Origin of the sequence: Streptomyces sp. NPDC052682 (assembly GCF_040678435.1) — a bacterium.
Classification (GTDB): domain Bacteria; phylum Actinomycetota; class Actinomycetes; order Streptomycetales; family Streptomycetaceae; genus Streptomyces.
On sequence record NZ_JBFATS010000028.1, the window covers coordinates 1 to 20,396 of the forward strand.

The 20,396-nt window shown below is 69.4% G+C and carries 22 protein-coding genes and 2 pseudogenes; 15 read left to right on the plus strand and 9 right to left on the minus strand.

Features of this window, described 5'->3' with window-relative positions; genetic code table 11:
- Together AB0K80_RS31320 and AB0K80_RS31325 are read left to right on the plus strand one after the other, a co-directional pair.
- The coding region (locus AB0K80_RS31320; RefSeq protein ID WP_365675518.1) for a substrate-binding domain-containing protein at positions 1 to 213 on the plus strand (213 nt) is incomplete at its 5' end.
- Between the two features lie 145 nt (positions 214 to 358).
- Positions 359 to 799, plus strand: coding sequence for a VOC family protein (locus AB0K80_RS31325; protein ID WP_365675520.1), 441 nt, complete (start codon positions 359 to 361; stop codon positions 797 to 799).
- A gap of 68 nt (positions 800 to 867) precedes the next feature.
- Here the strand turns inward: AB0K80_RS31325 and AB0K80_RS31330 are convergent, their stop codons facing one another.
- Both AB0K80_RS31330 and AB0K80_RS31335 read right to left on the minus strand, forming a co-directional pair.
- Positions 868 to 2,304, minus strand: coding sequence for an MFS transporter (locus tag AB0K80_RS31330; protein WP_365675522.1), 1,437 nt, complete (start codon positions 2,302 to 2,304; stop codon positions 868 to 870).
- Between the two features lie 100 nt (positions 2,305 to 2,404).
- Positions 2,405 to 2,953, minus strand: a complete 549-nt coding sequence (locus AB0K80_RS31335) for a TetR/AcrR family transcriptional regulator (RefSeq protein ID WP_365675524.1) — start codon at positions 2,951 to 2,953, stop codon at positions 2,405 to 2,407.
- 251 nt (positions 2,954 to 3,204) lie between these two features.
- Here AB0K80_RS31335 and AB0K80_RS31340 point away from each other — a divergent pair, with 251 nt between their 5' ends.
- Entirely contained in the window at positions 3,205 to 4,035 is an 831-nt protein-coding gene (locus tag AB0K80_RS31340) for an SAM-dependent methyltransferase (RefSeq protein WP_365675526.1), read from the plus strand.
- A 70-nt stretch (positions 4,036 to 4,105) separates the two neighbouring features.
- Here the strand turns inward: AB0K80_RS31340 and AB0K80_RS31345 are convergent, their stop codons facing one another.
- Positions 4,106 to 5,212 (minus strand): serine hydrolase domain-containing protein, encoded by a 1,107-nt coding sequence (locus AB0K80_RS31345; RefSeq protein ID WP_365675528.1) that lies wholly within the window; start codon positions 5,210 to 5,212, stop codon positions 4,106 to 4,108.
- A 127-nt stretch (positions 5,213 to 5,339) separates the two neighbouring features.
- Here AB0K80_RS31345 and AB0K80_RS31350 point away from each other — a divergent pair, with 127 nt between their 5' ends.
- Positions 5,340 to 6,230, plus strand: a complete 891-nt coding sequence (locus AB0K80_RS31350; protein ID WP_365675530.1) for a hypothetical protein — start codon at positions 5,340 to 5,342, stop codon at positions 6,228 to 6,230.
- On the opposite strand, the gene AB0K80_RS31355 is transcribed toward AB0K80_RS31350, so the two are convergent.
- Positions 6,152 to 6,406, minus strand: coding sequence for a hypothetical protein (locus tag AB0K80_RS31355; RefSeq protein ID WP_365675608.1), 255 nt, complete (start codon positions 6,404 to 6,406; stop codon positions 6,152 to 6,154). The two genes, AB0K80_RS31350 and AB0K80_RS31355, sit on opposite strands and share 79 nt — an antisense overlap.
- Positions 6,407 to 6,659: 253 nt before the next feature.
- Here AB0K80_RS31355 and AB0K80_RS31360 point away from each other — a divergent pair, with 253 nt between their 5' ends.
- The 3 genes from AB0K80_RS31360 (at position 6,660) to AB0K80_RS31370 (ending at position 8,218) form a co-directional block, all read left to right on the plus strand.
- Complete coding sequence (locus tag AB0K80_RS31360) at positions 6,660 to 7,268, plus strand: sigma-70 family RNA polymerase sigma factor (protein WP_365675532.1); 609 nt, start codon at positions 6,660 to 6,662, stop codon at positions 7,266 to 7,268.
- On the plus strand, positions 7,265 to 7,936 hold the full coding sequence (locus AB0K80_RS31365; RefSeq protein ID WP_365675534.1) for a hypothetical protein: 672 nt from the start codon (positions 7,265 to 7,267) through the stop codon (positions 7,934 to 7,936). Before AB0K80_RS31360 ends, AB0K80_RS31365 begins: the two co-directional genes overlap by 4 nt.
- A 108-nt stretch (positions 7,937 to 8,044) precedes the next feature.
- Complete coding sequence (locus AB0K80_RS31370) at positions 8,045 to 8,218, plus strand: hypothetical protein (protein ID WP_365675535.1); 174 nt, start codon at positions 8,045 to 8,047, stop codon at positions 8,216 to 8,218.
- Positions 8,219 to 8,539: 321 nt separating this feature from the next.
- On the opposite strand, the gene AB0K80_RS31375 is transcribed toward AB0K80_RS31370, so the two are convergent.
- The gene (locus AB0K80_RS31375; RefSeq protein WP_365675537.1) at positions 8,540 to 9,205 is read right to left on the minus strand and encodes a TetR/AcrR family transcriptional regulator; all 666 of its coding nucleotides are present in this window, start codon (positions 9,203 to 9,205) and stop codon (positions 8,540 to 8,542) included.
- A 182-nt stretch (positions 9,206 to 9,387) separates the two neighbouring features.
- Between AB0K80_RS31375 and AB0K80_RS31380 the strand changes: the two genes are divergently transcribed.
- The 3 genes and pseudogenes from AB0K80_RS31380 (at position 9,388) to AB0K80_RS31390 (ending at position 11,570) form a co-directional block, all read left to right on the plus strand.
- The gene (locus AB0K80_RS31380) at positions 9,388 to 10,419 is read left to right on the plus strand and encodes a medium chain dehydrogenase/reductase family protein (protein ID WP_365675539.1); all 1,032 of its coding nucleotides are present in this window, start codon (positions 9,388 to 9,390) and stop codon (positions 10,417 to 10,419) included.
- A 69-nt stretch (positions 10,420 to 10,488) separates the two neighbouring features.
- A pseudogene (locus AB0K80_RS31385) lies at positions 10,489 to 10,596 on the plus strand (IS481 family transposase); the annotation flags it as partial.
- Positions 10,597 to 11,438: 842 nt separating this feature from the next.
- Positions 11,439 to 11,570: a hypothetical protein gene (locus tag AB0K80_RS31390; RefSeq protein WP_365675609.1), complete on the plus strand. Its 132-nt coding sequence runs from the start codon at positions 11,439 to 11,441 to the stop codon at positions 11,568 to 11,570.
- A gap of 14 nt (positions 11,571 to 11,584) precedes the next feature.
- On the opposite strand, the pseudogene AB0K80_RS31395 reads toward AB0K80_RS31390, so the two are convergent.
- A pseudogene (locus AB0K80_RS31395) lies at positions 11,585 to 11,818 on the minus strand (IS5/IS1182 family transposase); the annotation flags it as partial.
- Between the two features lie 56 nt (positions 11,819 to 11,874).
- Positions 11,875 to 14,250 (minus strand): EAL domain-containing protein, encoded by a 2,376-nt coding sequence (locus AB0K80_RS31400; RefSeq protein ID WP_365675541.1) that lies wholly within the window; start codon positions 14,248 to 14,250, stop codon positions 11,875 to 11,877.
- 300 nt (positions 14,251 to 14,550) lie between these two features.
- On the opposite strand from AB0K80_RS31400, the gene AB0K80_RS31405 reads away from it, so the two are divergent.
- The 4 genes from AB0K80_RS31405 to AB0K80_RS31420 all read left to right on the plus strand — a co-directional run bounded on the left by AB0K80_RS31405 (position 14,551) and on the right by AB0K80_RS31420 (position 18,194).
- A complete protein-coding gene (locus AB0K80_RS31405; RefSeq protein WP_365675601.1) occupies positions 14,551 to 15,477 on the plus strand; it encodes an alpha/beta fold hydrolase in 927 nt (308 codons plus the stop codon).
- 409 nt (positions 15,478 to 15,886) lie between these two features.
- Positions 15,887 to 17,329: a GAF domain-containing SpoIIE family protein phosphatase gene (locus tag AB0K80_RS31410; RefSeq protein WP_365675542.1), complete on the plus strand. Its 1,443-nt coding sequence runs from the start codon at positions 15,887 to 15,889 to the stop codon at positions 17,327 to 17,329.
- Positions 17,329 to 17,715 carry an STAS domain-containing protein gene (locus AB0K80_RS31415; protein WP_365675543.1) on the plus strand — a complete coding sequence of 129 codons (387 nt, stop codon included), beginning with the start codon at positions 17,329 to 17,331 and terminating at the stop codon, positions 17,713 to 17,715. Before AB0K80_RS31410 ends, AB0K80_RS31415 begins: the two co-directional genes overlap by 1 nt.
- Before the next feature lie 62 nt (positions 17,716 to 17,777).
- On the plus strand, positions 17,778 to 18,194 hold the full coding sequence (locus tag AB0K80_RS31420) for an ATP-binding protein (protein WP_365675603.1): 417 nt from the start codon (positions 17,778 to 17,780) through the stop codon (positions 18,192 to 18,194).
- A 207-nt stretch (positions 18,195 to 18,401) separates the two neighbouring features.
- Here the strand turns inward: AB0K80_RS31420 and AB0K80_RS31425 are convergent, their stop codons facing one another.
- Positions 18,402 to 18,572 carry a hydrophobic protein gene (locus tag AB0K80_RS31425; RefSeq protein ID WP_365675545.1) on the minus strand — a complete coding sequence of 57 codons (171 nt, stop codon included), beginning with the start codon at positions 18,570 to 18,572 and terminating at the stop codon, positions 18,402 to 18,404.
- A gap of 472 nt (positions 18,573 to 19,044) precedes the next feature.
- Here AB0K80_RS31425 and AB0K80_RS31430 point away from each other — a divergent pair, with 472 nt between their 5' ends.
- On the plus strand, positions 19,045 to 19,179 hold the full coding sequence (locus AB0K80_RS31430; RefSeq protein WP_365675547.1) for a hypothetical protein: 135 nt from the start codon (positions 19,045 to 19,047) through the stop codon (positions 19,177 to 19,179).
- Between the two features lie 212 nt (positions 19,180 to 19,391).
- Here AB0K80_RS31430 and AB0K80_RS31435 read toward each other — a convergent pair whose 3' ends face one another.
- Positions 19,392 to 20,285, minus strand: coding sequence for an alpha/beta hydrolase (locus tag AB0K80_RS31435; protein ID WP_365675604.1), 894 nt, complete (start codon positions 20,283 to 20,285; stop codon positions 19,392 to 19,394).
- Positions 20,286 to 20,396 lie beyond the last annotated feature (111 nt).

Below are 20,396 nucleotides of genomic sequence, written 5' to 3' on the forward strand. Positions count from 1 at the left end.
GTGGTGGCCGGACGGTGGGCGGAGACGGTCACCCCGCAGCTCACCGCGGCCGACGTACCGGCCGAGGAGATGGGCCGCCGCGCCGTCGACCTGCTCATCGAGCGACTCGACCACCCCGGGGCGCCTCCCCGGCACCACCTCCTCACCCCACCGATCTCCCTGCGGTCCAGCACCGGACCCGCCACCGGAACCGCCCCCGGCCAGGCTCCCTGACCCCTCCCTCTCAAACGCGCACACCGCGCATCGTCGCGGAAACATGGAATGCGGGACAGGGGCATGCTGCGGCCTGATCGTCTTCATGCCAGTGGTCATGCGCCGCACTCACCTCCACCGGCCGCACGAGAAGAGGGAGACCGGCATGGCGGTTCAGCGGATGGACAACGTCGGCATCGTCGTGGAGGACCTGGATGCCGCCATCGCGTTCTTCGTGGAACTCGGTCTGGAACTGGAGGGCAGGGCGGCGGTCGAGGGCCGCTTCGCCGACCAGTGCACCGGACTCGACGGCGTCCGCTGTGACATCGCGATGGTCCGGACCCCGGACGGCCACAGCCGGCTCGAACTGGCGAAGTACCGCAGCCCCGCGGCGATCAGCCCCGGGCCGCGCAACCGGCCCCACAACATCGTGGGCACACACCGCGTCATGTTCGCCGTCGACGACATCGAGGACACCGTGGCCCGCCTGCGCCCGCACGGCGCCGAACTCGTCGGCGAGATCGCCCGGTTCGAGGACAGCTACCTGCTCTGCTACCTCCGCGGCCCGGAGGGCATCATCGTCGGCCTGGCCGAGCAACTGCGCTGAGCAGGAGCACTCCAGATATCCCGCCGCTCGAGGGCCGCTTCCGGTCGGGGAAGCGGCCCTCGTTCGTGTCAGGCGGACAGAGCGGGGGAGGTGGTTTGCGGGTCGGTGCCGGTGTCGGCGGGGGGCCGGGGGGTGGTGCCGGGCCGCAGGGTGAGGGCGATGGCGACGCCGAGCAGCGTGAGGGCCGCTGCGGCGTAGCCGGCGAGGCGCAGACCGGGTACCAGGCCGGGGCCGTGCGTGGCGTGGGTGGCGTGGGAGGCGACGGCGATCAGGACGGCCAGGCCGACGGCGCTGCCGATCTGCTGGGTGGTGGAGGCCATGGCGGAGGCGATGCCCTGGTGGGCCGCGTCGACGCCGGTGCCGGCGGCGGCGAACATGGCGGTCCAGGCCAGGCCTTGGCCCAGGCTCAACGCGATGATGCCCGGCAGCAGCGCGGCGTAGTGGCCGGTGGGCGACAGGCTCAGCGCCAGGATGGCCATGCCGGCGGCGCCCAGCAGCAGTCCGGCGGTCAGGGTGGTGCGGATGCCGGCCCGTGCGAGGAGCTTCTCGCTGGCCTTGGTGCCCGCCATGCCGGTCAGCGCGGAGGGCAGGAAGGCCAGGCCGGTGGCCATGGCGCTGTAGTGGTGCACGTTCTGCAGGTACAGGGTGAAGAAGTAGTACTGCGCGCCGAAGGTGCCCATGAAGATGAAGGTGACGCCCATGGCGGCCACCAGGTTGCGGTTGCGCAGCAGCCGCAGCGGCATGAGCGGATGCGCGGTGTGGGCCTCCACGGCGAACAGGACGCCGATCAGAGCCAGCCCCGCGAGGAGGGCGGTGAGGACCGTCCCGGAGGTCCAGCCTGCCTCGGGCCCCTGCACGACGCCGAAGACCAGGGCCGTGGAGCCGGCCGTCGCCGACAGCGCGCCGGCCAGGTCGAAGCTGCGGCCGCGTTCGCGGGGCGCGTCCGGTGTGATGGTCCGCCACGCCACTGCGGCCGCGCCGAGCGCCAGGGGCACGTTGACGTAGAAGACGGCCTGCCAGCCGAGGCTGTTGGTGAGCACACCGCCGAGCAGCGAGCCCAGGGCCAGTCCGACGGCGCCGGCGCCGCCCCACACGGCCAGGGCCCGGTTGCGCTCGGCGCCCTCGTCGAAGCTGGTGTTGATCAGGGAGAGGGTGGCGGGCAGCAGCAGGGCTCCGCCCAGGCCCTGGACGGCGCGGGCCGCGACGAGCGTGCCCGGCCCGGTGGCGAGGCCGCCCGCGAGGGAGGCCAGCCCGTACAGGACCAGGGCCGTGGTGAACATGCGGCGCCGGCCCAGCAGGTCGGCCATCCGGCCGCCCAGCAGCAGGAATCCGCCGAACGCGACGGCGTAGGCGCTGACCACCCACTGCAGGCTGTGGGCGTCGAACCCGACGGCGCGGCCGATCTCGGGGAGCGCCACATAGACGATGTTGTAGTCGATCGCGCTGATGAACTGCGCGAAGGCCAGGAGCGCGAGCAGCAGCCCGGTTCCCCGACGCTTGGTCATCACAGGTCCTCTCGCATAAGCACGAAAGATATAAGCGGTTGACCGCTTACTTATTGGGTCGAAAGACGGGCCGCCGAAGCGGCCCGGGAAAGGGGCAGGGTCAGCCGCGCAGGGTGCGCGCCCAGGGGGCGTCCACCGTGTCGGCGCCGACGGCCCGCACCACGTTGCCGAGCAGGGCGTCGGCGAAGTAGCGCCGCAGCTGCTCGTCGGAGGCTCCGGAGACGGCCCGGAGGTACTCGACCTGCTTGGCGTAGCAGGCGCGCACGGCCTCGCCGATGACGGGCTCGCCGGCCGCGCAGTTGCCGTGCATCAGGATCATCAGCACCTCACGGTCGGCGATGACGTCCTCGTAGGAGGCGCTGATCGCGGCCAGGACGGTGTCCGGGTCGGTGGTGGCGACCTTGGCCGCCGCGGTGGCGGCGGCTTCCCGCAGCAGCTGCGAGCAGTGGTCGATCAGGGCGGCGAACAGGCTCTCCTTGTCCGGGAAGAGCCGGTAGAGGTAGCCCTGCGAGATCCCGGCGGCCTTGGCGACGTCCATGGTCGAGGTGCCGTAGTAGCCCCGCACGGCGAACGTCTTGATCGCCGTGCGCATCACGGTGGCCCGCCGCTCCTCGGCCGTGGAGCGCTGCCTTGTCCTCGCGGTACTCATAGAAGTAAGTAACCACTTTCATAGGAGAGGTGTCAAATCCACCACCGAGGCCGCTCCGACACCTGAACACAGACGCGCACCGCTGTCGCCGACAGGGCCGGGTACGCGGAGAGAACTGCTGCCGCCCGGCGCGGTGCCGCACTGGCCCGCACCTGTTTGCGCCGATTCGCCGTCAACCCCGAGCGGCCGGCAGGAGCGAACCAGCGGCAACCGTTGCGAAGTGATGGCCGACAGGCAGCGTTGCAGCAAGGATGTTCGCCATGACGGATGAAGGCTCCACCATCGATCCCACCAAGCCCAGCATCGCCCGCGTCTACGACTACCTCCTCGGCGGCAAGGACCACTACGCGGTGGACCGGGAGATCGGCGACATCTTCAAACGTGACCTCCCCGGCTCGGTGGCCATCGCCTTCGCCAACCGGGCGGCGCTGACCCGGGCGGTCCGGGAGATCGTGACGGGCACCGACGTACGGCAGTTCATCGACCTGGGCAGTGGTCTTCCGACCGCCGACAACGTGCACCAGGTCGCACAACGACACGCTCCCCAGTGCCGGGTCGTGTACGTCGACACCGATCCCCAGGTGCTGGTCCACGGCCGTGCGCTGCTGGAGCAGAACGAACGAACTCGCGTCGTCCTGGCCGATGTACGCAACCCCGAACAGGTCCGCACCCACCCGGACACCACGGAACTGATCGACTTCGATCGCCCCGTCGCCGTCATGTTCAGCGCCATCCTCCACCACGTCAACGACGACGAGGACCCGGCGGGAATCGTCCGCTACTGGCGCGACCACGTACCCGCCGGAAGCTACTTCTTCGTCAGTCACTTCCGCTCCGGCGACAACCCGGAGACCAGGCAGGCCGAGGCAGTCCTCCACAAGACCTTCGGCCGCGGCAGGTGGCGCACCGACGAGGAGATCGCATCCCTGCTGGACGGCCTGGAGATCCTCGACCCCGGCATCGTCCCCGCGCCCCGATGGCGTCCTGACGCGGTAGACAGTCCCTGGGCCGGCAAGGGCGAACGGGAACTCACCGTCTGGGAGCACCTCATCGTCGCCGGACTGGCCAGGAAAGCCGCGTAGCACTCCAGGGTCCCCCCAGCGTGGGCACCTGGCAGCGCCCTGGACTGTTACTGGAGGGGAGGCCCGGCTGTCAGTCGGCGAGCCCGGCGTTGACGATCGCCGTGATGTACGGGAGGTCATTGCCGGTCCCCGTCGGGTTCAGGGAGTACACCACGCGGTGCCGGAGGTCGCGGGTGGCGAAGAACCCGTTGTCCCAGCCGGGACGGGAACCGGTCTTGCCCCACACGTACTCGCCACTTGGCAGCTGGTGGCGCAGGAGTCCGCCGATGCTGTAACAGGCCGCCTGGCCCACGCAGTTCGTGTTGCCGGCGGCGCCCTTCACGTTCGGTACCGCGAATACCAGCTTCTGCTGAGCGGGCGGGAGCAGGCTCCCCCGGAACAGGGCGGTCATGAAGCGGTCCAGATCGGCGGCGGTGGAGATCATGCCTCCCTCGGCCCACGGGTGCGGGCTCTGCTCGGTCACGTCCTGCCCATCGAGGTACACCTGCGCGTGGGGCGAGGGGATGGTCGGGTCGTCGGCGGCGGGCAGGCTCGTGTGCCTCAGATGCAGCGGCCGGATGATCCTGCGCTGCAGTTCGTCGGTGAAGGAGTGGCCGGTGACTGCCTCGACGGTCAGGCCGAGGACAAAGGAGTTGAGTCCGTTGTACTGCTGCTCGGAGCCGGGCGCGGGCGGCGCGTCGGTGGCTGCGGCGAACGAGTCGCGCAAGAAGTCGTCGGGCTTCACAGATCTGAGCTGCCATCCGGGTCCGTCGGCAGGAACAGGGGTCGGGGCGGGCTTGGGCAGGCCGCTCGTCTGGTTCAGGAGCTGGCGCACGGTGACGCGGTCGTACGTCTCGGGCAGCACGTGAGGGACGTACCTTCGCGCCGGCGCGTCCAGGCCGATCCGGTGCTCGGCGACGAGTTGAAGAACCACCGTGTTGGTGAACGCCTTGGTGACACTGCCGATCCGGGCATGGGCGACAGCGGTGACCGGGCCGGCGCCGGCGCCCACGCCGTCCCGTCTGATCAGCGCGCCCGCAACGACGTCGTCGGGCAAGTGGTCGAGGATGTCCTGAACGGTGAGGTCCGCGGACGCCGGGGCGCTGGAAGCAGGCGTGGCGGATGCCGCGGGCAGAGCCGCGCCGGCGGTGAGAGCGGTGGCCAGGGTGAGGGCGGGGACGGCAAGGCGGATGCGCATCGAAGCTTCTTCTCCACGGCGCTGACGGGACTTGTTGACAACGCCAACTCTGCTGCGTGCAGTAGCCGTCGCCCATGAGTGATCACCCTGATCACTACCCTGATCCGCCCCTGACGGGTGCGACCTGGTGTGCGGGGGAGCGCGGCTGCTCACCGAGCCCGGCGCCGGAGGCGGCGGCGTCCCGGGGCGCGGCTGCGACGGCAACCTGGTCGACTCGGTGAGCGGTATCGACGGCGTCGCCGACACGGTCAAGGCGGACGGCACGTACTCCTTCTCCGACACCCCGTCCTCCGGCGGCACCGTCACCTACCGGGTGTCCTACGCGGGCGACGCCGAGCACACCACGGCGAGCGCCTACGACGACGTCTCGGTCTCGCGCGCCACGCCGTCGCTGAGCCTGAACAACAACGGCAAGGTGTACGCGTACGGCGCCGACGTGCGCTTCACCGCGCACCTGGGCACGACGTACAGGAACCGCACGGTGGAAATCTGGGCCGACCCGTTCGGCTCGGACCGGCCCAGGAAGCTCATCACGTCCGGCACGGTCAACAGAGACGGCAACGTCTCCGCCGTGGTCGACATGGCCCGCGACACCAGCGTCTACGCCGTCTTCCAGGGCGACTCGCGCTACAAGCCGCGCACCGTGAAGGTCACGGCGTACGCCAAGGTCCGCGTCTCCACGGCCGTCTCCCGCCACTACAAGACGGGCAGGATCGGCTCGACGACCTACCACTGGTTCCGCAAGAGCACGGACCCGCTGCTCACGACGAGCATGACGTACTACCCGGGCCGTCACCAGCGCTTCGACCTCCAGATGTACTACCAGGGCTCCTGGCACTCGCTGGACTCGCAGTACTTCGCGCTCGGCACCAACGGCAAGTCCGTCGTCGAGCTCGGCGCCCCCGGCGAGGCCGGCGTCAAGGTCCGCATGCGGTCCGTCTACGTCAACGGCTCGTCCGGCGACTCGGTGAACTCCACGACGTACGGCAGCTGGAAGTACCTCTGCTTCAGCAACTGACGCCTGAAGCAGCCGCGCTCGGCCATGGCTTCGACCCCCGCGACCAGCAGGTCCGCGGCGAGGTCGAAGTCACGGTCGAGTATCTCGGCGACGGTGTCGATCCGCAGTCCCCGGGCCGTGCAGAGGTGTGACGCAGAACACGTTCGATAGGTGGAGATGTGTTCGTACTCGCACACAGGACGATCCCGGGAGGTTATGCCTGGTCAAGGGGCTATACACGGTTACTAGCGCTGCTTGTTGAACGTTGCACATCGCTGCCGGACGGGAACAGTCGGTGATTTTTCAGAGGGCGGCATGAGTGTCCGGGCCCGCGAATCACTTAGGTAGGGATCAGGCCCAATGGCCTGTCGGCGCACGCGAGTTGGCGCCGGTCCCACGAACCTCAATGGAGAGGAACTCGCTCATGTCCCCAGCCGACGGGAGGCTCTCGTGAGTCACGACGACGCTCAGGAGGACTCCTCGCAGGAGTATGGCTTAGGGCTGGCCCAGTCCATGTACGTACCGCTGGACCTGCCGATCGACTTCGAGGCGTTCTACCTCGGCCACCAGGAGGCTTTCCACGCTTACGCCGAAGTCCACTTCGGCACCCGCGCGACGGCCGAGGAGGTCATCCACGAGGTCTTCCTGGAGATCCACGCCGGCTGGACGGAGCTGCTGAGCGCGGGCAACCTCGAGCAGGGCGCGTGGGCGATCGTACGGCGGGCCGTGCACGACCGCCTGGAGGCCGAGGGCCGGGCGCCGGCGTTCATCATCAACGGCCCCATCGCCCAGGTGCTGGCCACGACCAAGGACCGGCTGCAGAGGATGCAGTCCACGACCGGCCTGTACGAGGCGATCGCGGACCTGCCGGGCCGCCAGTTCGAGGTGATCGTCCTGCGCTATCTGCTGGGCTATCCCACCTCCAAGGTCGCCTGGTTCATGGGGATCGACGACCGCACCGTCGGACACCACCTGCGCCGCGGCAAGGAACGCCTGCGCATCAAGCTCGGCCTGGCCGAAGAGCGCAAGAAGCCCAAGCAGAAAGGGGAAGGACCGTGACCGCCACCCTCGACACCCTCCTGACCGACGCGCGGATCCCCCTCTCCACCACGAGGGACTTCGATGTCGCCGCCGCCCTGCGGCGGCTGGCCGCCGATGCCTCCCGCCGCACCCCCACCGCGGAGATCGCCCGCGCCGCACAGGCCGGGCAGCGCCTTCAGGTGGTGTGCCGATGGGTGCTGAACGAGCCGGACGCCGCCGCCCACGTCGACAAGATCGCCGAGGGCCCGGAACGAGGACCGCTGACGGAAGAGCAGATGGACGTCGACGGCGCACTCGTCTTCGCCTGCCTGCTCTACCTGACCGGGCACCCGGAATCCGCCCAGTTCTGGTGGCAGCTCGCCGCCGGCGCCGGCAGCCGGGCGGCCGCCTACTGCCTCCACCTGCACCACCTCTGCCTGGGCGAGTCGAAAAGGGCGTGGCACTGGTTCCACCAGCTCACCCACTCCATGGCCGACACCGCACCGCCCGACGCCGCGTTCCTCGAGGGCCTGGAGATCTTCGCCCGGTACGTACGCGACAACGGCTCCCTCGCGCTCGCTCCCAGCGGCCGCCTGGAGAGCGAGGTCGACCGGCTGGCCGCCCGCACCCCCGGCTCTTCAGTGATCGTCGCCCGGCCCGACCGCCAACTGGTGGCCCGCCTCGAGGAATTCACTGCAGGACGCTGACCCCGGCACCCACACACAGAAAGGGGGACTCCTGCCCCGGCCACCGGTTCCGAGGCCACCGGCCGGGCGGACTCCCCACACGACGCCACCTCAGAAGGGACGCCTCGCGTGAACTCTGACCACCGTCCGCCCCGCGCGGGTACGAAACGCCTCACCGCAGCCCTGCAGTGGCTCACCCGACGTCGGCGCACCGCCCTCGCCCACCTCCTGCGCGGCGCCTGCTACGGCATGGGCACCGGCATGATCGGCCTCGCCTTCATCTGGGTGGAACGCCTCATGTAACTGGCCGGGCCGACGGGAGACGGTGAAGGCCGAACGCGGTGCGGGCGGGGCCGGGATCATCCGTTCCGGCCCCGCTGCCGTCGGATCCGTGCGCGGGCTGCTGGTGTCTGGGCGGGTCGCTGAACGTCGCCGCCGCCGAGGCGCGGCGAGTGGGGCGGTAGGGCCTGGGGTCACAGTTGCTGGACTCGGCCGCCCGGCTCCCGCCCCGACGAAGCAGGGGACCCTTGTCTGCGCGGGAGGTGTGTGAGGCGGCATGCCGAGCGGCAGCACCATGTCCCGCACGGGGCGGGTCCGCCCGTGTGGTCTTGCGGAGGGTGCCGCTTACTGGCTGAGGTGGCGCAGTTCGTTGTCGTAGAGCTCGGCCGGGTCCAGGCCCATGCCGGTGAAGTGGCCTGCCAGTTCCAGGGACAGGATGCCGTGCAGGCGGGTCCAGAAGTGCAGGGCGCGGCGCAGGGCGGCCGGGGGTGCGGGGTGGCCGGCCGCCCACTGCCGGTGCTCGGCGAGGTGGGTTTCCAGGCGGTGGTCGGGGTGGCCGTCGTCGGGTGCGGCGGCGGCTGTGCCGGCCGGCTGGGCGGCGTCGAGGAGGGTGTCCATGATCTGTGAGGCGATCGTGGTGACGTCGTCGGGTGCGTGGTAGCCGGGGACGGGTGTGCCGTAGATGAGGAAGTAGCGCTGGGGGTCCTCCAGCGCCCAGGCGCGCAGGGTGTGCCCCAGTCCGGTCAGGTCCGCGCCCGATGCCGCGGCGGCGCGGATCGCGTCGGCGAGGCTGCGGTAGGCATCGCGGATCAGCTCGGTGATCAGCTCGTCCCGGCCGGCGAAGTACCGGTAGAGCGCCGGGCCGCTCATGCCCATCTGCTTGGCGATGGCGTTCAGGGACAGCCCGGGCGCTCCGGACGCGGCGATCTGCTCCCAGGCGTGTTCTTTGATCTCGGCCCGCAGCTGGGCCCGGTAGCGCTCGCGCGGGGTCTGCCGGTCCGCAGTGCTCATGGTCGTCCGTCCCTTGTGATCACAGGCCCTTGTGCGCGGCGAGCTGCTCCCCGCCCCGCACACTCCGAGTTAGACCCTATTACGAACACTCTTGACCGTCACTCCGGCGTCAGGTTATAACTTCTAACGAAAGAGTCACCCACTAACCAACCGCCCTGGTGAAGGGACGGACGGAGGTCGTCATGAACGCTGAGGAACTGATCGAGGTTGTGCTGCCGGGCAAGGTCGAGCCGGAGGGGCTGCAGGTGCGGCACGGGGCCGTCCCGACCGCCGGCCCGGGCCAGGTCGTCGTCCGTATGGAAGCGACCGGTGTCTCCTTCGCCGAGCAGCAGATGCGCCGCGGCCGCTACTACGACCAGCCGCCCTTCCCCTTCGTTCCCGGTTACGACCTGGTGGGCACCGTTGTGGCGACCGGGGGCAAGGTCGATCCCGGCCTGGTCGGCACCCGGGTGGCCGCGCTGCTGAAGGTCGGTGGCTGGGCCAGCCACGTGGTCGTCGACGCCGCCGACGTGGTCCCGGTGCCGGCCGGCATCACACCTGCGCAGGCGGAGACCGTGGTGATCAACGGCATCACGGCCTGGCAGATGCTGCACCGCAAGGCCCGCGTGCGCGCCGGGCAGACCGTGCTGGTGCACGGCGCCAACGGGGGAGTGGGCTCCGTCCTGGTCCAGCTCGCCCAGGCCGCGGGCGCGCAGGTGATCGGAACGGCTTCCGCGCGCCACCACGCAGCCCTGCGGGAGCGAGGAGTGATCCCGATCGACTACCGCACCGAAGACATCCCGTCCCGTGTCCGTCAACTCGCCCCGCGCGGTGTGGACGCCGTCTTCGACCACGTCGGCGGCCGCAGCATCGTCGACTCCTTCAGCCTTCTCGCACCCGGCGGCACCCTCGTCGCCTACGGCAGCGCCTCAACCCGCGACGACGAGGGCTCCAGGCAGTGGCCGGTACTCAAGCTGCTCGGGCGGGTGTGGCTGTGGAACGCCCTGCCCAACCGCCGCCGTGCCTGCTTCTTCAACGTCTGGGCCGGCCGGTCCCTGAACCGCAGCCGCTTCCAGGACCGACTGCGCGCCGACCTCACCGAGGTGTTCGAAGCGCTCCGGCGCGGCGAGATCACCGCGCAGATCGCCGCCGAGCTGCCTCTCACCCAAGCCGCCGAGGCGATGCGGCTGGCCGAGTCCGGCACCGTCGCCGGAAAGGTCGTCCTGCACGCCTGACGCTCCACACCCCAAGCCGGCGCCCTCCGCCTCACACTCCGCCGCGCCGTCCCCGCCCTCGGAGCGACGGACCGGGTCACCGGCGAACCCGCTCGCCGCTACGGGCCCAGCCGGACAGGAGCCGGTCACATCGACGTCAAGGAACTCGAGCCCATCCCCGACGGCGGCGGACACAAGGGCCTATAGCGACGCCCAGCAGCTCACGTCCAAGTCCACCACGAGCGGCCCCTGGTCCTACGACGCCATCGGCAACGAAACGGCCGGCGCCTCCACGGACGACTACGCCCGCACGGGGAGGGCACTCCGCCCTTCTGGATCATCGCTGTCGCCCTAGTGCTCATTGTCGGGGTGGGGTTTTCGGTGAGCAGGGCCCGCAATAAGGAGTAGTCCTTCGCCAGACGGGCATGATCCGGTGCGGTGAGAGTCGCACGCCGGGTTCGGCGAGCGGCACGGAGAAACGGGCCGGTGGAGAACACCGGTACCGCGCTCCGCGCCGAATGCTCTCCACCCCGAGCCGGACGGACGAAGCAGGGCTGCAAGGGTCCTGACCACGCCCGCTACCGGTCACGGTCAGACCGCGGACAGGGGGTCCTTCCTCACGGTGGCCCCGGCCCGTGCGCACATCCGCGCGCGAGCCGGACGACCACCGACCCGGCCAGCAGACCGGAGAGACGAGGACACCGTGCCCGAACCCGACCGACCCACCCCTTTCCGCCCCGCGGCCGCGATCCTGGTGCCCGACGCCGCACGCCGTCCTCGCCCGGCCCGACCACGCCCGTCGCGTCGGCTGCTGGGCAAACCCCCGCGAGGCCCTTTGCGTTCCCACTGCCGAAGCCACCTCCGTGCCCGGCAGCCACACACCCGGTACTTCCCCTTGTCAGCGCGGGTTGCCGGCGGAGCGGGAGCGATTCCCTGCGCGGTCGGGGGAATGACAGTCGGTGAGGCCACGGAGGCTGCCTACGAAGACGCCACGAGCTAGTACCGCACCTGCGTCAACGCATCACAAGGAGGGAGGTCTCGTGCACGCACACACCGATTCGATGTCACTGGCCTATAAAGGGCTCGATGGTGTCCATCTGTGGCTGTTGTTCGGAGTCGCCATCCTGGCATTCGTCATCTTCGGCGCGGCACAGATCCGTAAGCGCAGGTAGGAGCGCAGACGTCGTTGCGGGGCGTCGCCCCACTGGCCGGGCGTGATGATGAAGGCGAGCGGGCGCCGCCTGCCCTCATCCGCCAGGTGGATCTTGCAGGTCATTCCACCCGTGGAACGGCCTCATCCAATCGATGCCGAGCTGGTCTGCTGTGCTGTCCCGGGTTTTGGTGAGTTTGAGCGAGCGCCTGCTGCGTGCTGATGGGCGCGGCAGGAGGTGAAGTCCACGCTGACCATGCTCCAGTCGATCAGGTCGGCCAGGGCACGGCCGGTGGCCGGTGAAGAGGCAGTATTCCTGGAGTGCACTATTTCGGCTCAGCACTTCTGAGCCGGGTTGTGTGTTCGAGAGGTGTGATGATTGCTTGGGTGGTGAGGTAGGCCTCCAAGGCTTTGGGGGCCAGGGGTGGGGAGTAGTAGAAGCCCTGGCCGTGGGGGCAGCCGAGTGTGTGGAGCCGCTGGGCTTGGTGGGGGGTTTCGATGCCTTCTGCGATCACGTCCAGGTCAAGGGCGTGTCCGATGTGAAGGATGGCCTGAATCAGGCTCTTGTTGGCGTTGCTGCTGCTTTTCAGGACGAAACTTTGGTCGATCTTGACGATGTCGACATCGAGGTCGCGTAGGTAGGACAGGGAGGAGTATCCAGTGCCGAAGTCGTCGATGGAGATGCGTACGCCGAGGTCGCGTAGTGCGCGTATGTGAGTGGATGTGGTGTCGGCGTCGGTGACGATGGTGCTCTCGGTGATCTCCAGGACCAGGGCGTCCGGGGCGAACGCGGTCTCGTGCAGGACCTGCCGCACGGTGTCGGGGAAGCGGTGGTCCTTGAGTTGCCAGCCTGAGACGTTGACGGCCACGCTCAAGGTTTCTCCCTTCGGGAGAGTGTCGTGCCAGTGTCGGCCGTGGCGGCAGGCTTCGCGAAGCACCCATGTGCCGATGGGGCGAATCAGGCCTGTTTCTTCGGCGACGGGCACGAACACTTCGGGCGGGGTGGGGGAGAGGCCGCCGCGCTGCCAGCGCAGCAGGGCCTCCACGCCTGTCACCTGGCCGGTGGGCAGGTGGATGACCGGCTGGTAGTGCACGGACAGTTCGTTGCGGGGCAGAGCGTGGCGCAGGTCTTGGGCGATACGGGCTCGGCTTTCCTGGGCCTGGCTCATGGCAGGTTCGAATACTTGCGCGCGGTTGCGTCCGCGTTCTTTGGCCGCGTACAAGGCGATATCTGCGTCGCGTACGGCTTCGTGGAACGTCGTCGGGTCGGTGATGGCGACTACGCCGATGCTGACGGTGATGAAGACGCTGCGATGGCCGGAGAGGACGAAGGGCTCCCGGAATCGCTCCAGGAAGCGCTGGGCATAGGTCGCGGCGGGTATCTCGTTGAGGTCTTCGGCGAGGACGGCGAACTCGTCGCCGCCCATGCGGGCGACGGTGTCGTTGCGGCGCGCCGCGCCCAGGAGCCGGTGGCCGACGGTGATGAGCAGTTCGTCTCCAACCGGATGGCCGAGGCTGTCGTTGATGTCTTTGAAGTGGTCGAGGTCGATCAGCAGCAGGACGGTGTTCTGGGCCGCCACGGGGCGGCCCAGGGCGTGTTCGAGGCGCTCGAAGAACAGTGCCCGGTTGGCCAGGCCGGTCAGTGCGTCGTGGAAGGCCTGGTGGGTGAGCTGCTGCTGCAGCGCCGTCTGCTGGCGCAAGGCATCCTCGGCCGTGCGGGCACGGGCTCTGGCCTGGTCGGCCTGGGCCTCGGCGAACCGTGCCAGAAACATGATGCGCACGACCAGAAGCACGGTCAAAGCGGCCACGATGCTCGCGATGGCCGCGGCGTCCACGGGCTGCCCGCGCACACCGCCGGCGTCGGCAATCAGCAGTGCGGGACCGAGGAGGGCGGGCAGGATGAGGACGATCATGCGGGCCGGTGACAGCCTCTCCTGGCTGCGCGGCACCAACTGGGTCGTGCCGGCCATGGAGGGGTGCAGGGCGCCCGCGCCGAGCAGCGGATAGGAGGCCATCCACAGGGCGTAGGAGACGTCGGAGGCGATTGGCGCGCCGGCCGCGGCGAGGGTGGAGTAATACAGGGCGTCGGCAGCCAGTGTGGCGCCCACCCACAGTGTGAACAGTGCGAGGGCCGGCAGACGGACTCCTGCGACGAGTACCAGCTGGGCGGCGATGCCCAGTAGCAGAAGATCGGCCAGCGGATAGGCCAGGGAGACCGCCAGCGGCAGCGGCGACAGTTGGCCGTGCAGGTAGGGCATGACGATGAACGCCCATGCCAGGGTGGACATCCCCAAAGTGATGATCCCCGCATCCAGCACGGCTCCCCATCGCACGCCGCTGCCCCATGCCGCCATCAGGCTGATCAGCCCGGCGGCGAAGCACGGGTAGGCCGCCAGGTACAGCACGTCGGCCACTGAGGGAAACGGCACCCTGCCCGCCACCTGGTAGGCGCCGAACAAGGCGTCCGCCACCGCGAACAGCCCCATTCCCGCGGCGATCACATACCAGGACCGGCTCGGGCGCGGCCGGTGCCACCGGATGCCAACCAGGATCGCCACCGTGGCGCAGGCCGCCAGCATGGGGGAGAACAGGTGACGCACGGGCGCAGTGACGAAAAAGTAGAGGATGATCACCACGGCGCCGGCCGCCAGAAAGCACCACCAGGCGTGCTTGCGTAGTTGCTTGCTCTGCGCCTCCTGCATGACTCCTCCGCAGACGCAACCGGTGGTCCTGGCCGGGCCGGGGGTCGGATGGCCCACAGAAGCTGACTGTGCACTACAGCCAAAGACGGGCCGGGAAAGATCGCAACCGAAGGTAACCCTGATGGGTGGCTGGGGCGGTCGTCGCGACACGCAGGATGAACAGCGCGGCCTGGGGACGTGGCCGGGCCCGCGCCAGGACAGACCTTCCCGGCGAGCGTGCTTCGCGTGCCGGTGCGAGAGTGCAGCTTGCACGCCGTCACCCGAGTTTGAGGACTGACTGCCATGGTTGATGTCCCCACCATGCAGCCCGCTTCCGCCAGCCCGACGAATACGCTAGAGGCCTGCCACCCGCGGAGCTCACCCGGCGTCCGCCCGGTCACCCTTGATGCGGGCGGCATCATCCTGTCCGGACTGCTGAGTGAGCCCGCACAGACGGCTCCGCACGCGGTGATCATTGCCCTGCACGGCGGCGGGATGAACGCGGGCTATTTCGACGGACAAGCACACCCGGACGTGTCGTTGCTGACTCTTGGGGCACGCCTGGGGTACACGGTGCTGGCTCTGGACCGGCCCGGGTACGGGGCCTCGGCCGCCCGCCTGCCCGCTGGACAACGGCTGACCGCCCAAGCGGTCACCGTCCGTCGCGCCGTCCAAGCGTTCACGGCACGCTATGCACCCGGTACTGGCACATTCCTGCTGGCGCATTCCTTCGGGGCCAAGGTGGCCTTCGCGGCCGCAGCTGACTGGGACACGCCGGACTTGCTGGGCATGGACGTCTCCGGGTGCGGGCGCCGACTGGCCGTGAACAGCGGCCTTGTCGACGGCGACCGTGGGGGCAGCCTGCGGCGGTTGAACTGGGGGCCGCTGGACCTGTATCCGCCGCAGACCTTCTGGGCGAGCCGGCAGGTCGTCGCGCCCATGCCCGCACGCGAAGTGAACACCGTCGCCAGCTGGATACGCCTGTCGGCGGCCATCCTGCCGCGCATCCGCGTCCCCGTCCGGCTCACCTTCGCTGAACACGAGGCCTGGTGGCACCACGGTGATGAAGACATCACCGACCTGAGAACGCGGCTGTCCGCCGCGCCACGGATCGTCATCGACCGTCTGCCGCAGGCCGGCCACAACATCAGCCTCGGCTGGACCGCCCGCGCCTACCACCTCAAAGCCCTGGCGTTCGCCGAAGAGTGCCTCGCTCCCGCCCGGCACCCAGCACCCCGGGAGCTCTGAACCTGACCACCGCAGTGCCCTGCGCAGCCGTGGGCGCTGTCGGCGGTGGTGGTGCGCGCTGCCTCGAGCAAGGCGGCTTGCCGTCCAGCGGGCTGCGCACACGACGGGCGGCAGAGCAGGGTGCAGTGAAACGAGCTGAGCAGCTGCTCAAGCGACAACCGGGGCACACGGAGTGGCGGCGGCGGCCGCGGACGGCACACCGTTACGGTCCGGACGTGGCAGTGTCCTATGCGCCCCAGGGGAAGCGCGCACAGCTCACCTAATGGCCGTCACCAGGGCTGACAGGACGCTGCCCAGCAGCCCAGCAGCCCAGCCTGTCATTCCTGGCATTGGCTTTTGGACGTGTATTCGATCTAGGCTGCGTCGGTTCATGCCGCCCGCGGTGGCCCATCGACGGAGAGGAAAGCCGATGACCCAGCAGGCCTCGGCCACCCACGCGGCTCCCGGGCAGCGCCCCGAGCTGGTCCCCGACCCGGGGGTGGAGGCGGCCCGTATCACGGCGGTACGCCGCTACGACATTCTCGACACTCCGCCCGACGGCGCGTTCGACCGGGTGGCGGCGATGGCCGCCCGCCTCTTTGATGTCCCCGTGGCCACGGTCACGATCGTGGACACGGGCCGCATCTGGTTCAAGGCCGCACACGGCCTTGAGGGCGTCAAGGAGATCGGCCGCGATCCGGGCCTGTGCGGCTCGGCGATTCTGCGTGATGACGCGCTGGTCATCCCCGATACCCTTCGTGACCCCGTGGCGGCAAACAATCCGCTGGTGGCCGGGGAGATGGGTGTGCGCTTCTACGCTGCCGCACCAATCATCACGCCCGACGGCCACCGGCTGGGCACGGTCAACGTCCTGGACACCAAACCGCGATCCATCACCGAGGACGACACCGCCACACTGGCCGACCTCGCCGCGATTGTGCTGGACGAGATGGAGCTGCGGCTGTCGGCGCTGCGCGCACTACGCGACGAGCAGGAGCGGAGGGAGGCGGAACGGGCGGCGCGGGAACAGGCGGAGAGGGACAAGGCCGCCATCGCCGCGTTCGCTTCCACTCTCCAGCGGACCCTGCTGCCCCCGGCGCTTCCCGTGGTGCCGGGCCTGGAGCTGGCCTGCCACTACCGCACCGCCTCCGTCCACGACGTGGGCGGCGACTTCTACGATGTCTTCCCCGTCGGCGGCGGTCGGTGGGCGTTCTTCCTCGGTGATGTGTGCGGCAAGGGCCCCGAGGCGGCGACGGTCACCGCCCTGGCTCGCCACACCCTGCGCGTTGCGGCCCAGATGGATCCGGACCCGGTCGCCGTCCTGCGCACGCTCAACACCGCCCTGCTCACGGATGTCACCGCCGGAAGCCGCTTTTGCACCGCTCTCTTCGGCCTGCTGGCACCACGGGAGGACGGCGGCTTCACCGTCACCGTGGCCACTGGCGGCCACCCGCCGGCCTACCACCTGCGCCCCGACGACAGCGGCGCGGTATGGGTCAAGGCGGTACGCCCCAAGGGCGGCATGCTCATCGGAGCCTTCCCTCAGGCACTCTTCGCCGAGTCCACCTTCTTGCTGGCCCCCGGGGAGGGCTTGTTCCTCTACACCGACGGGCTGACCGAAGCCCGCACCGCCCAGGGCACGATGCTCGGTGAGGAGGGCCTGACCGGCTTCCTCCACCAGCGCACTGGTCGGCTTACCGCCGCCACCCTGGTCGAAGACGCCGTCACGTTGCTGGCCTCACTGCCCGACGGAGCCGGCGATGACGTGGCCCTGCTGGCCCTGTCCGTGCCCGACGCTGAAACCGCACCCGACACCGGCGTCGCCGCCACCGCCCACACCACCGCCGCACCCGAACACTTCGGCCAGGAGTGATGACCGACGTGACTCACACGCTTCACCTGACCGTCCAGCATCCCCACCCCGGCCTCGCCCTCGCCACGGTCGTCGGCGATGTGGACGTGCACACCGCGCCCACCTTGCGCTCCGGGGCCCTGGAGATCATTCAGCAAGGGCATGCGCGCCTGGCCCTGGACCTGGCACAGGTCGGCTTCTGCGACTCCGCCGGTCTCAGCGCGATCATCGGCATCTGGCACGCAGCTCAGGAAGCGGGCGGCTCACTCAGCCTCGCAGCCGTCCCCGACCGCCTGATGCGCATGCTCAGCATGACCGGCGTCGACTCACTCCTGCCTGTCCATGCCACACCCGCCGACGCGGTCGCCGCCTCGACCGACAGCCCACCCGCCTCCGCGAACAGGTAAGCAGCCTCTGGTCTGCCACACCAGAGGCTTGTGCGGCGTTCCAAGGACATGGTCCAAAGGCGCTGTCGCCTCGGTGCCGGGGCAGGCGTCACGGGGCCGCCGCGCGGCGCCCGGCCATCGGCTTCCTCACCGACGTGCAGGCCGTGCACGGGCTGCCGGTGTCCGAGCGGGCGATGGGCATGACTCAGCTGGTGGTCAGCGAACTGGTCACCAACGCGGTGAACTACGCGCCTGGGCCGCCCATGCTGGATCTGCAGATCGGCGGTGCGGTACGGGTTTCGGTGTGGGACAGCGACCCGGTCCTGCCGGACGTCTCCGCCACGGACCCGCAGCGAGTGGGCCGGCACGGCCTGGAGATCACCCTCGCCGTCAGCCAGGGCTATGAAGTCCACCGTGAACCGGTCGGCAAACGCGTCACGGCGTTGATCGCTCTGGCCGATGACCCCGGCGGGAACATCGCCGGCCGCACTGCGCCATAGGGGCCCGATGGGGAGGCCGACAGGAGGGAGCTGGGGCCGATGGATGGAGGCGCAGGTTCCGCTGCTTCACCGGGCCCCAGCTATGAGGCCTGGTGCCCATGAAGGTGGCGATTACACCGTTTTCACCGGTGGGATGTCCTGGTGCCGGACATATCTGCGGGCCCCGGGTGCACCCGGGGCCCGCAGTGGCGCGTTGCCGCTTGATGGTTACCAGCGATACCAGCGGCCCTTACGGCCGCTGGCATCCGCCGTCCGCACGACGAAGCCCAGCAGCCAGACCACCAGCACGATCACGGCGATCCACCACAGTGCCTTCAGCGCGAAACCCGCACCAAACAGAATCAGAGCCAGCAGCAGAACCAGAAGCAGGGGAACCATAGTTATCAACCTCCGATGCACCAGATGCCCGATCAATCGACGAACACGCAGCCGATTTCCCTGGTTTCTTCACCGCTGTTACGGACACTCGACGCACTTCCGCCACCGCACACACTGTCCGTGCGATCTCACGGGGAGAGGCTCCGGCGCCGCGATCCCTGCCAAGCGCCGCCTCACGGACCGGGGTGATCGCGACCACTGGCAGATGGTCGCGGATCACGCGCCAGGTGACGGCCAGATGCTCGCGCAGCTGCCTGCCGCCGGTCAGATCACGGTCGGCCGGGTGGCCGTCCGCGCCGATCTCCGCGGGCCCTGATACAGACGAACTTCGCCGGCCCGCCCGGCGAGGGGCGCGCCTGGGCGATCCTAACCGGGGAGACGAGCACCCTCCGCGAGCACCTGGACTGGCTCCGCCGACGGGGGCACCCGCTCCCGGGCGACCCCGAGCTCGTCGCCGCGGCCATGGGGGGCGATGGTCTCGCTGCTCGGCTACGCCGTCATCACCGCGGGGGAAGGCGGCCCGCAGGTAACCGACGAGGAGATCGTCGACACCCTCACCGCCCTGCTACTGCACGGCCTGGCCGGACCCACGCCGAGCACCAGCTGACCGGCCGACATGAATCAGCGGCACTCCTGGGCGGGCTGCGAAGTGTCGGCAGACGAACGTCTGCCGACACTCGCTCCGTCGATCCGTAAACTCGCTGCCTACCTGCGCAAAGTGCCCGGACGCGTCATCCGCATCGGCCCGGGAGGATGCTCCTGCCGGGGTCGTCGAGCCGACGTATCACGACGGTAAGACCGCCAGCCGGAGCACCGGTGTCAGTCACTGAGTGCGGTGCGCAGGGTGGTGGCCATCAGATCGATGGCCTGTTTCGCTGCCGGTACCGGGCCGGTGTGGGTGAAGTAGTGGTCGACACCCTCGAAGACATGGTGGGCGACCGGGACGCCGGCGGCCTCCAGAGCCTTGGCATAGGCATCGCCCTCGTCGCGCAGGCGGTCGTTCTCCGCGGTGATGACCAGCGCGGGAGGAAGTCCGGCGAGGTCGTCGGCCAGCCCGGGAGAGACGAGGGGATGCGCACGGTCGGCGGGATCCGGGACGTAGGCGGCGGTGAAAATCCGCATGAGGTTAGGGTTGAGTAGCGGCTTGTCTATGAGGGACTGCTTGGTGGCCGGGTCGGCGAGCTGGTCGAGCGGTGCGGAGTCGATGATCTGCAGACGGGGCGAGAACGTGCCGCGGTCCCGGGCCAGGCGACAGACCGCAGCGGTCAGGTTGGCTCCGGCACTGTGTCCGCCCACCGCAAGACGCGAACCGTCCCAGCCATTGGCGGCGCCGTTCTCGGCGACCCAGGCGGTGACGTCGTACGCCTGGGTGACCGGTACGGGGAACTGCCGCTGCGGGGCAACGGCGTAGTCCACGTTGATCACGACACAGCCGGCCGTGGCGGCGATGTAGCGGCAGATGTGGTCGTCCTGCTCCGGGCGGCCGACCACGAAACCGCCGCCGTGGAAGTTGACGTACACGGGAGCGTGGGATTCGGTCGTGGCCGGCGGGCGGTAGACGGTGCAGGTCACCGGTCCGGCACCGGTCTCCACCCGGAGTGCTTCCGTGCGCTTCGGGACGTCGGTGAAGCGCAGATCCTTGTGCACGCGGGCCATCATGCGGCCGAGCAGCAGTTGGACGCCTCTGGCCTGGACTCTTGAGCTGAACACCATGAGCGTGCCCACTTCTTCCAAAGTTTGAATAACAGGTTTCCTGATGATGGGTGGCTCGTCCCGCATTGGCAAGGGAGAGAACCGAGCGGACCACTGCGCGCCCGTCGTATC

Bases quoted from the DNA above. Each gene is read 5' to 3' on its own strand.
- AB0K80_RS31375 (WP_365675537.1), bottom strand. From the start codon at position 9,205: ATGAGCACTGCGGACCGGCAGACCCCGCGCGAGCGCTACCGGGCCCAG.
- AB0K80_RS31325 (WP_365675520.1), top strand. From the start codon at position 359: ATGGCGGTTCAGCGGATGGACAACGTCGGCATCGTCGTGGAGGACCTG.
- AB0K80_RS31380 (WP_365675539.1), top strand. From the start codon at position 9,388: ATGAACGCTGAGGAACTGATCGAGGTTGTGCTGCCGGGCAAGGTCGAG.
- AB0K80_RS31415 (WP_365675543.1), top strand. From the start codon at position 17,329: ATGACCGACGTGACTCACACGCTTCACCTGACCGTCCAGCATCCCCAC.
- AB0K80_RS31405 (WP_365675601.1), top strand. From the start codon at position 14,551: ATGCAGCCCGCTTCCGCCAGCCCGACGAATACGCTAGAGGCCTGCCAC.
- AB0K80_RS31330 (WP_365675522.1), bottom strand. From the start codon at position 2,304: ATGACCAAGCGTCGGGGAACCGGGCTGCTGCTCGCGCTCCTGGCCTTC.
- AB0K80_RS31335 (WP_365675524.1), bottom strand. From the start codon at position 2,953: ATGAGTACCGCGAGGACAAGGCAGCGCTCCACGGCCGAGGAGCGGCGG.
- AB0K80_RS31410 (WP_365675542.1), top strand. From the start codon at position 15,887: ATGACCCAGCAGGCCTCGGCCACCCACGCGGCTCCCGGGCAGCGCCCC.
- AB0K80_RS31345 (WP_365675528.1), bottom strand. From the start codon at position 5,212: ATGCGCATCCGCCTTGCCGTCCCCGCCCTCACCCTGGCCACCGCTCTC.
- AB0K80_RS31435 (WP_365675604.1), bottom strand. From the start codon at position 20,285: ATGGTGTTCAGCTCAAGAGTCCAGGCCAGAGGCGTCCAACTGCTGCTC.
- AB0K80_RS31425 (WP_365675545.1), bottom strand. From the start codon at position 18,572: ATGGTTCCCCTGCTTCTGGTTCTGCTGCTGGCTCTGATTCTGTTTGGT.
- AB0K80_RS31340 (WP_365675526.1), top strand. From the start codon at position 3,205: ATGTTCGCCATGACGGATGAAGGCTCCACCATCGATCCCACCAAGCCC.
- AB0K80_RS31400 (WP_365675541.1), bottom strand. From the start codon at position 14,250: ATGCAGGAGGCGCAGAGCAAGCAACTACGCAAGCACGCCTGGTGGTGC.
- AB0K80_RS31430 (WP_365675547.1), top strand. From the start codon at position 19,045: ATGGTCTCGCTGCTCGGCTACGCCGTCATCACCGCGGGGGAAGGCGGC.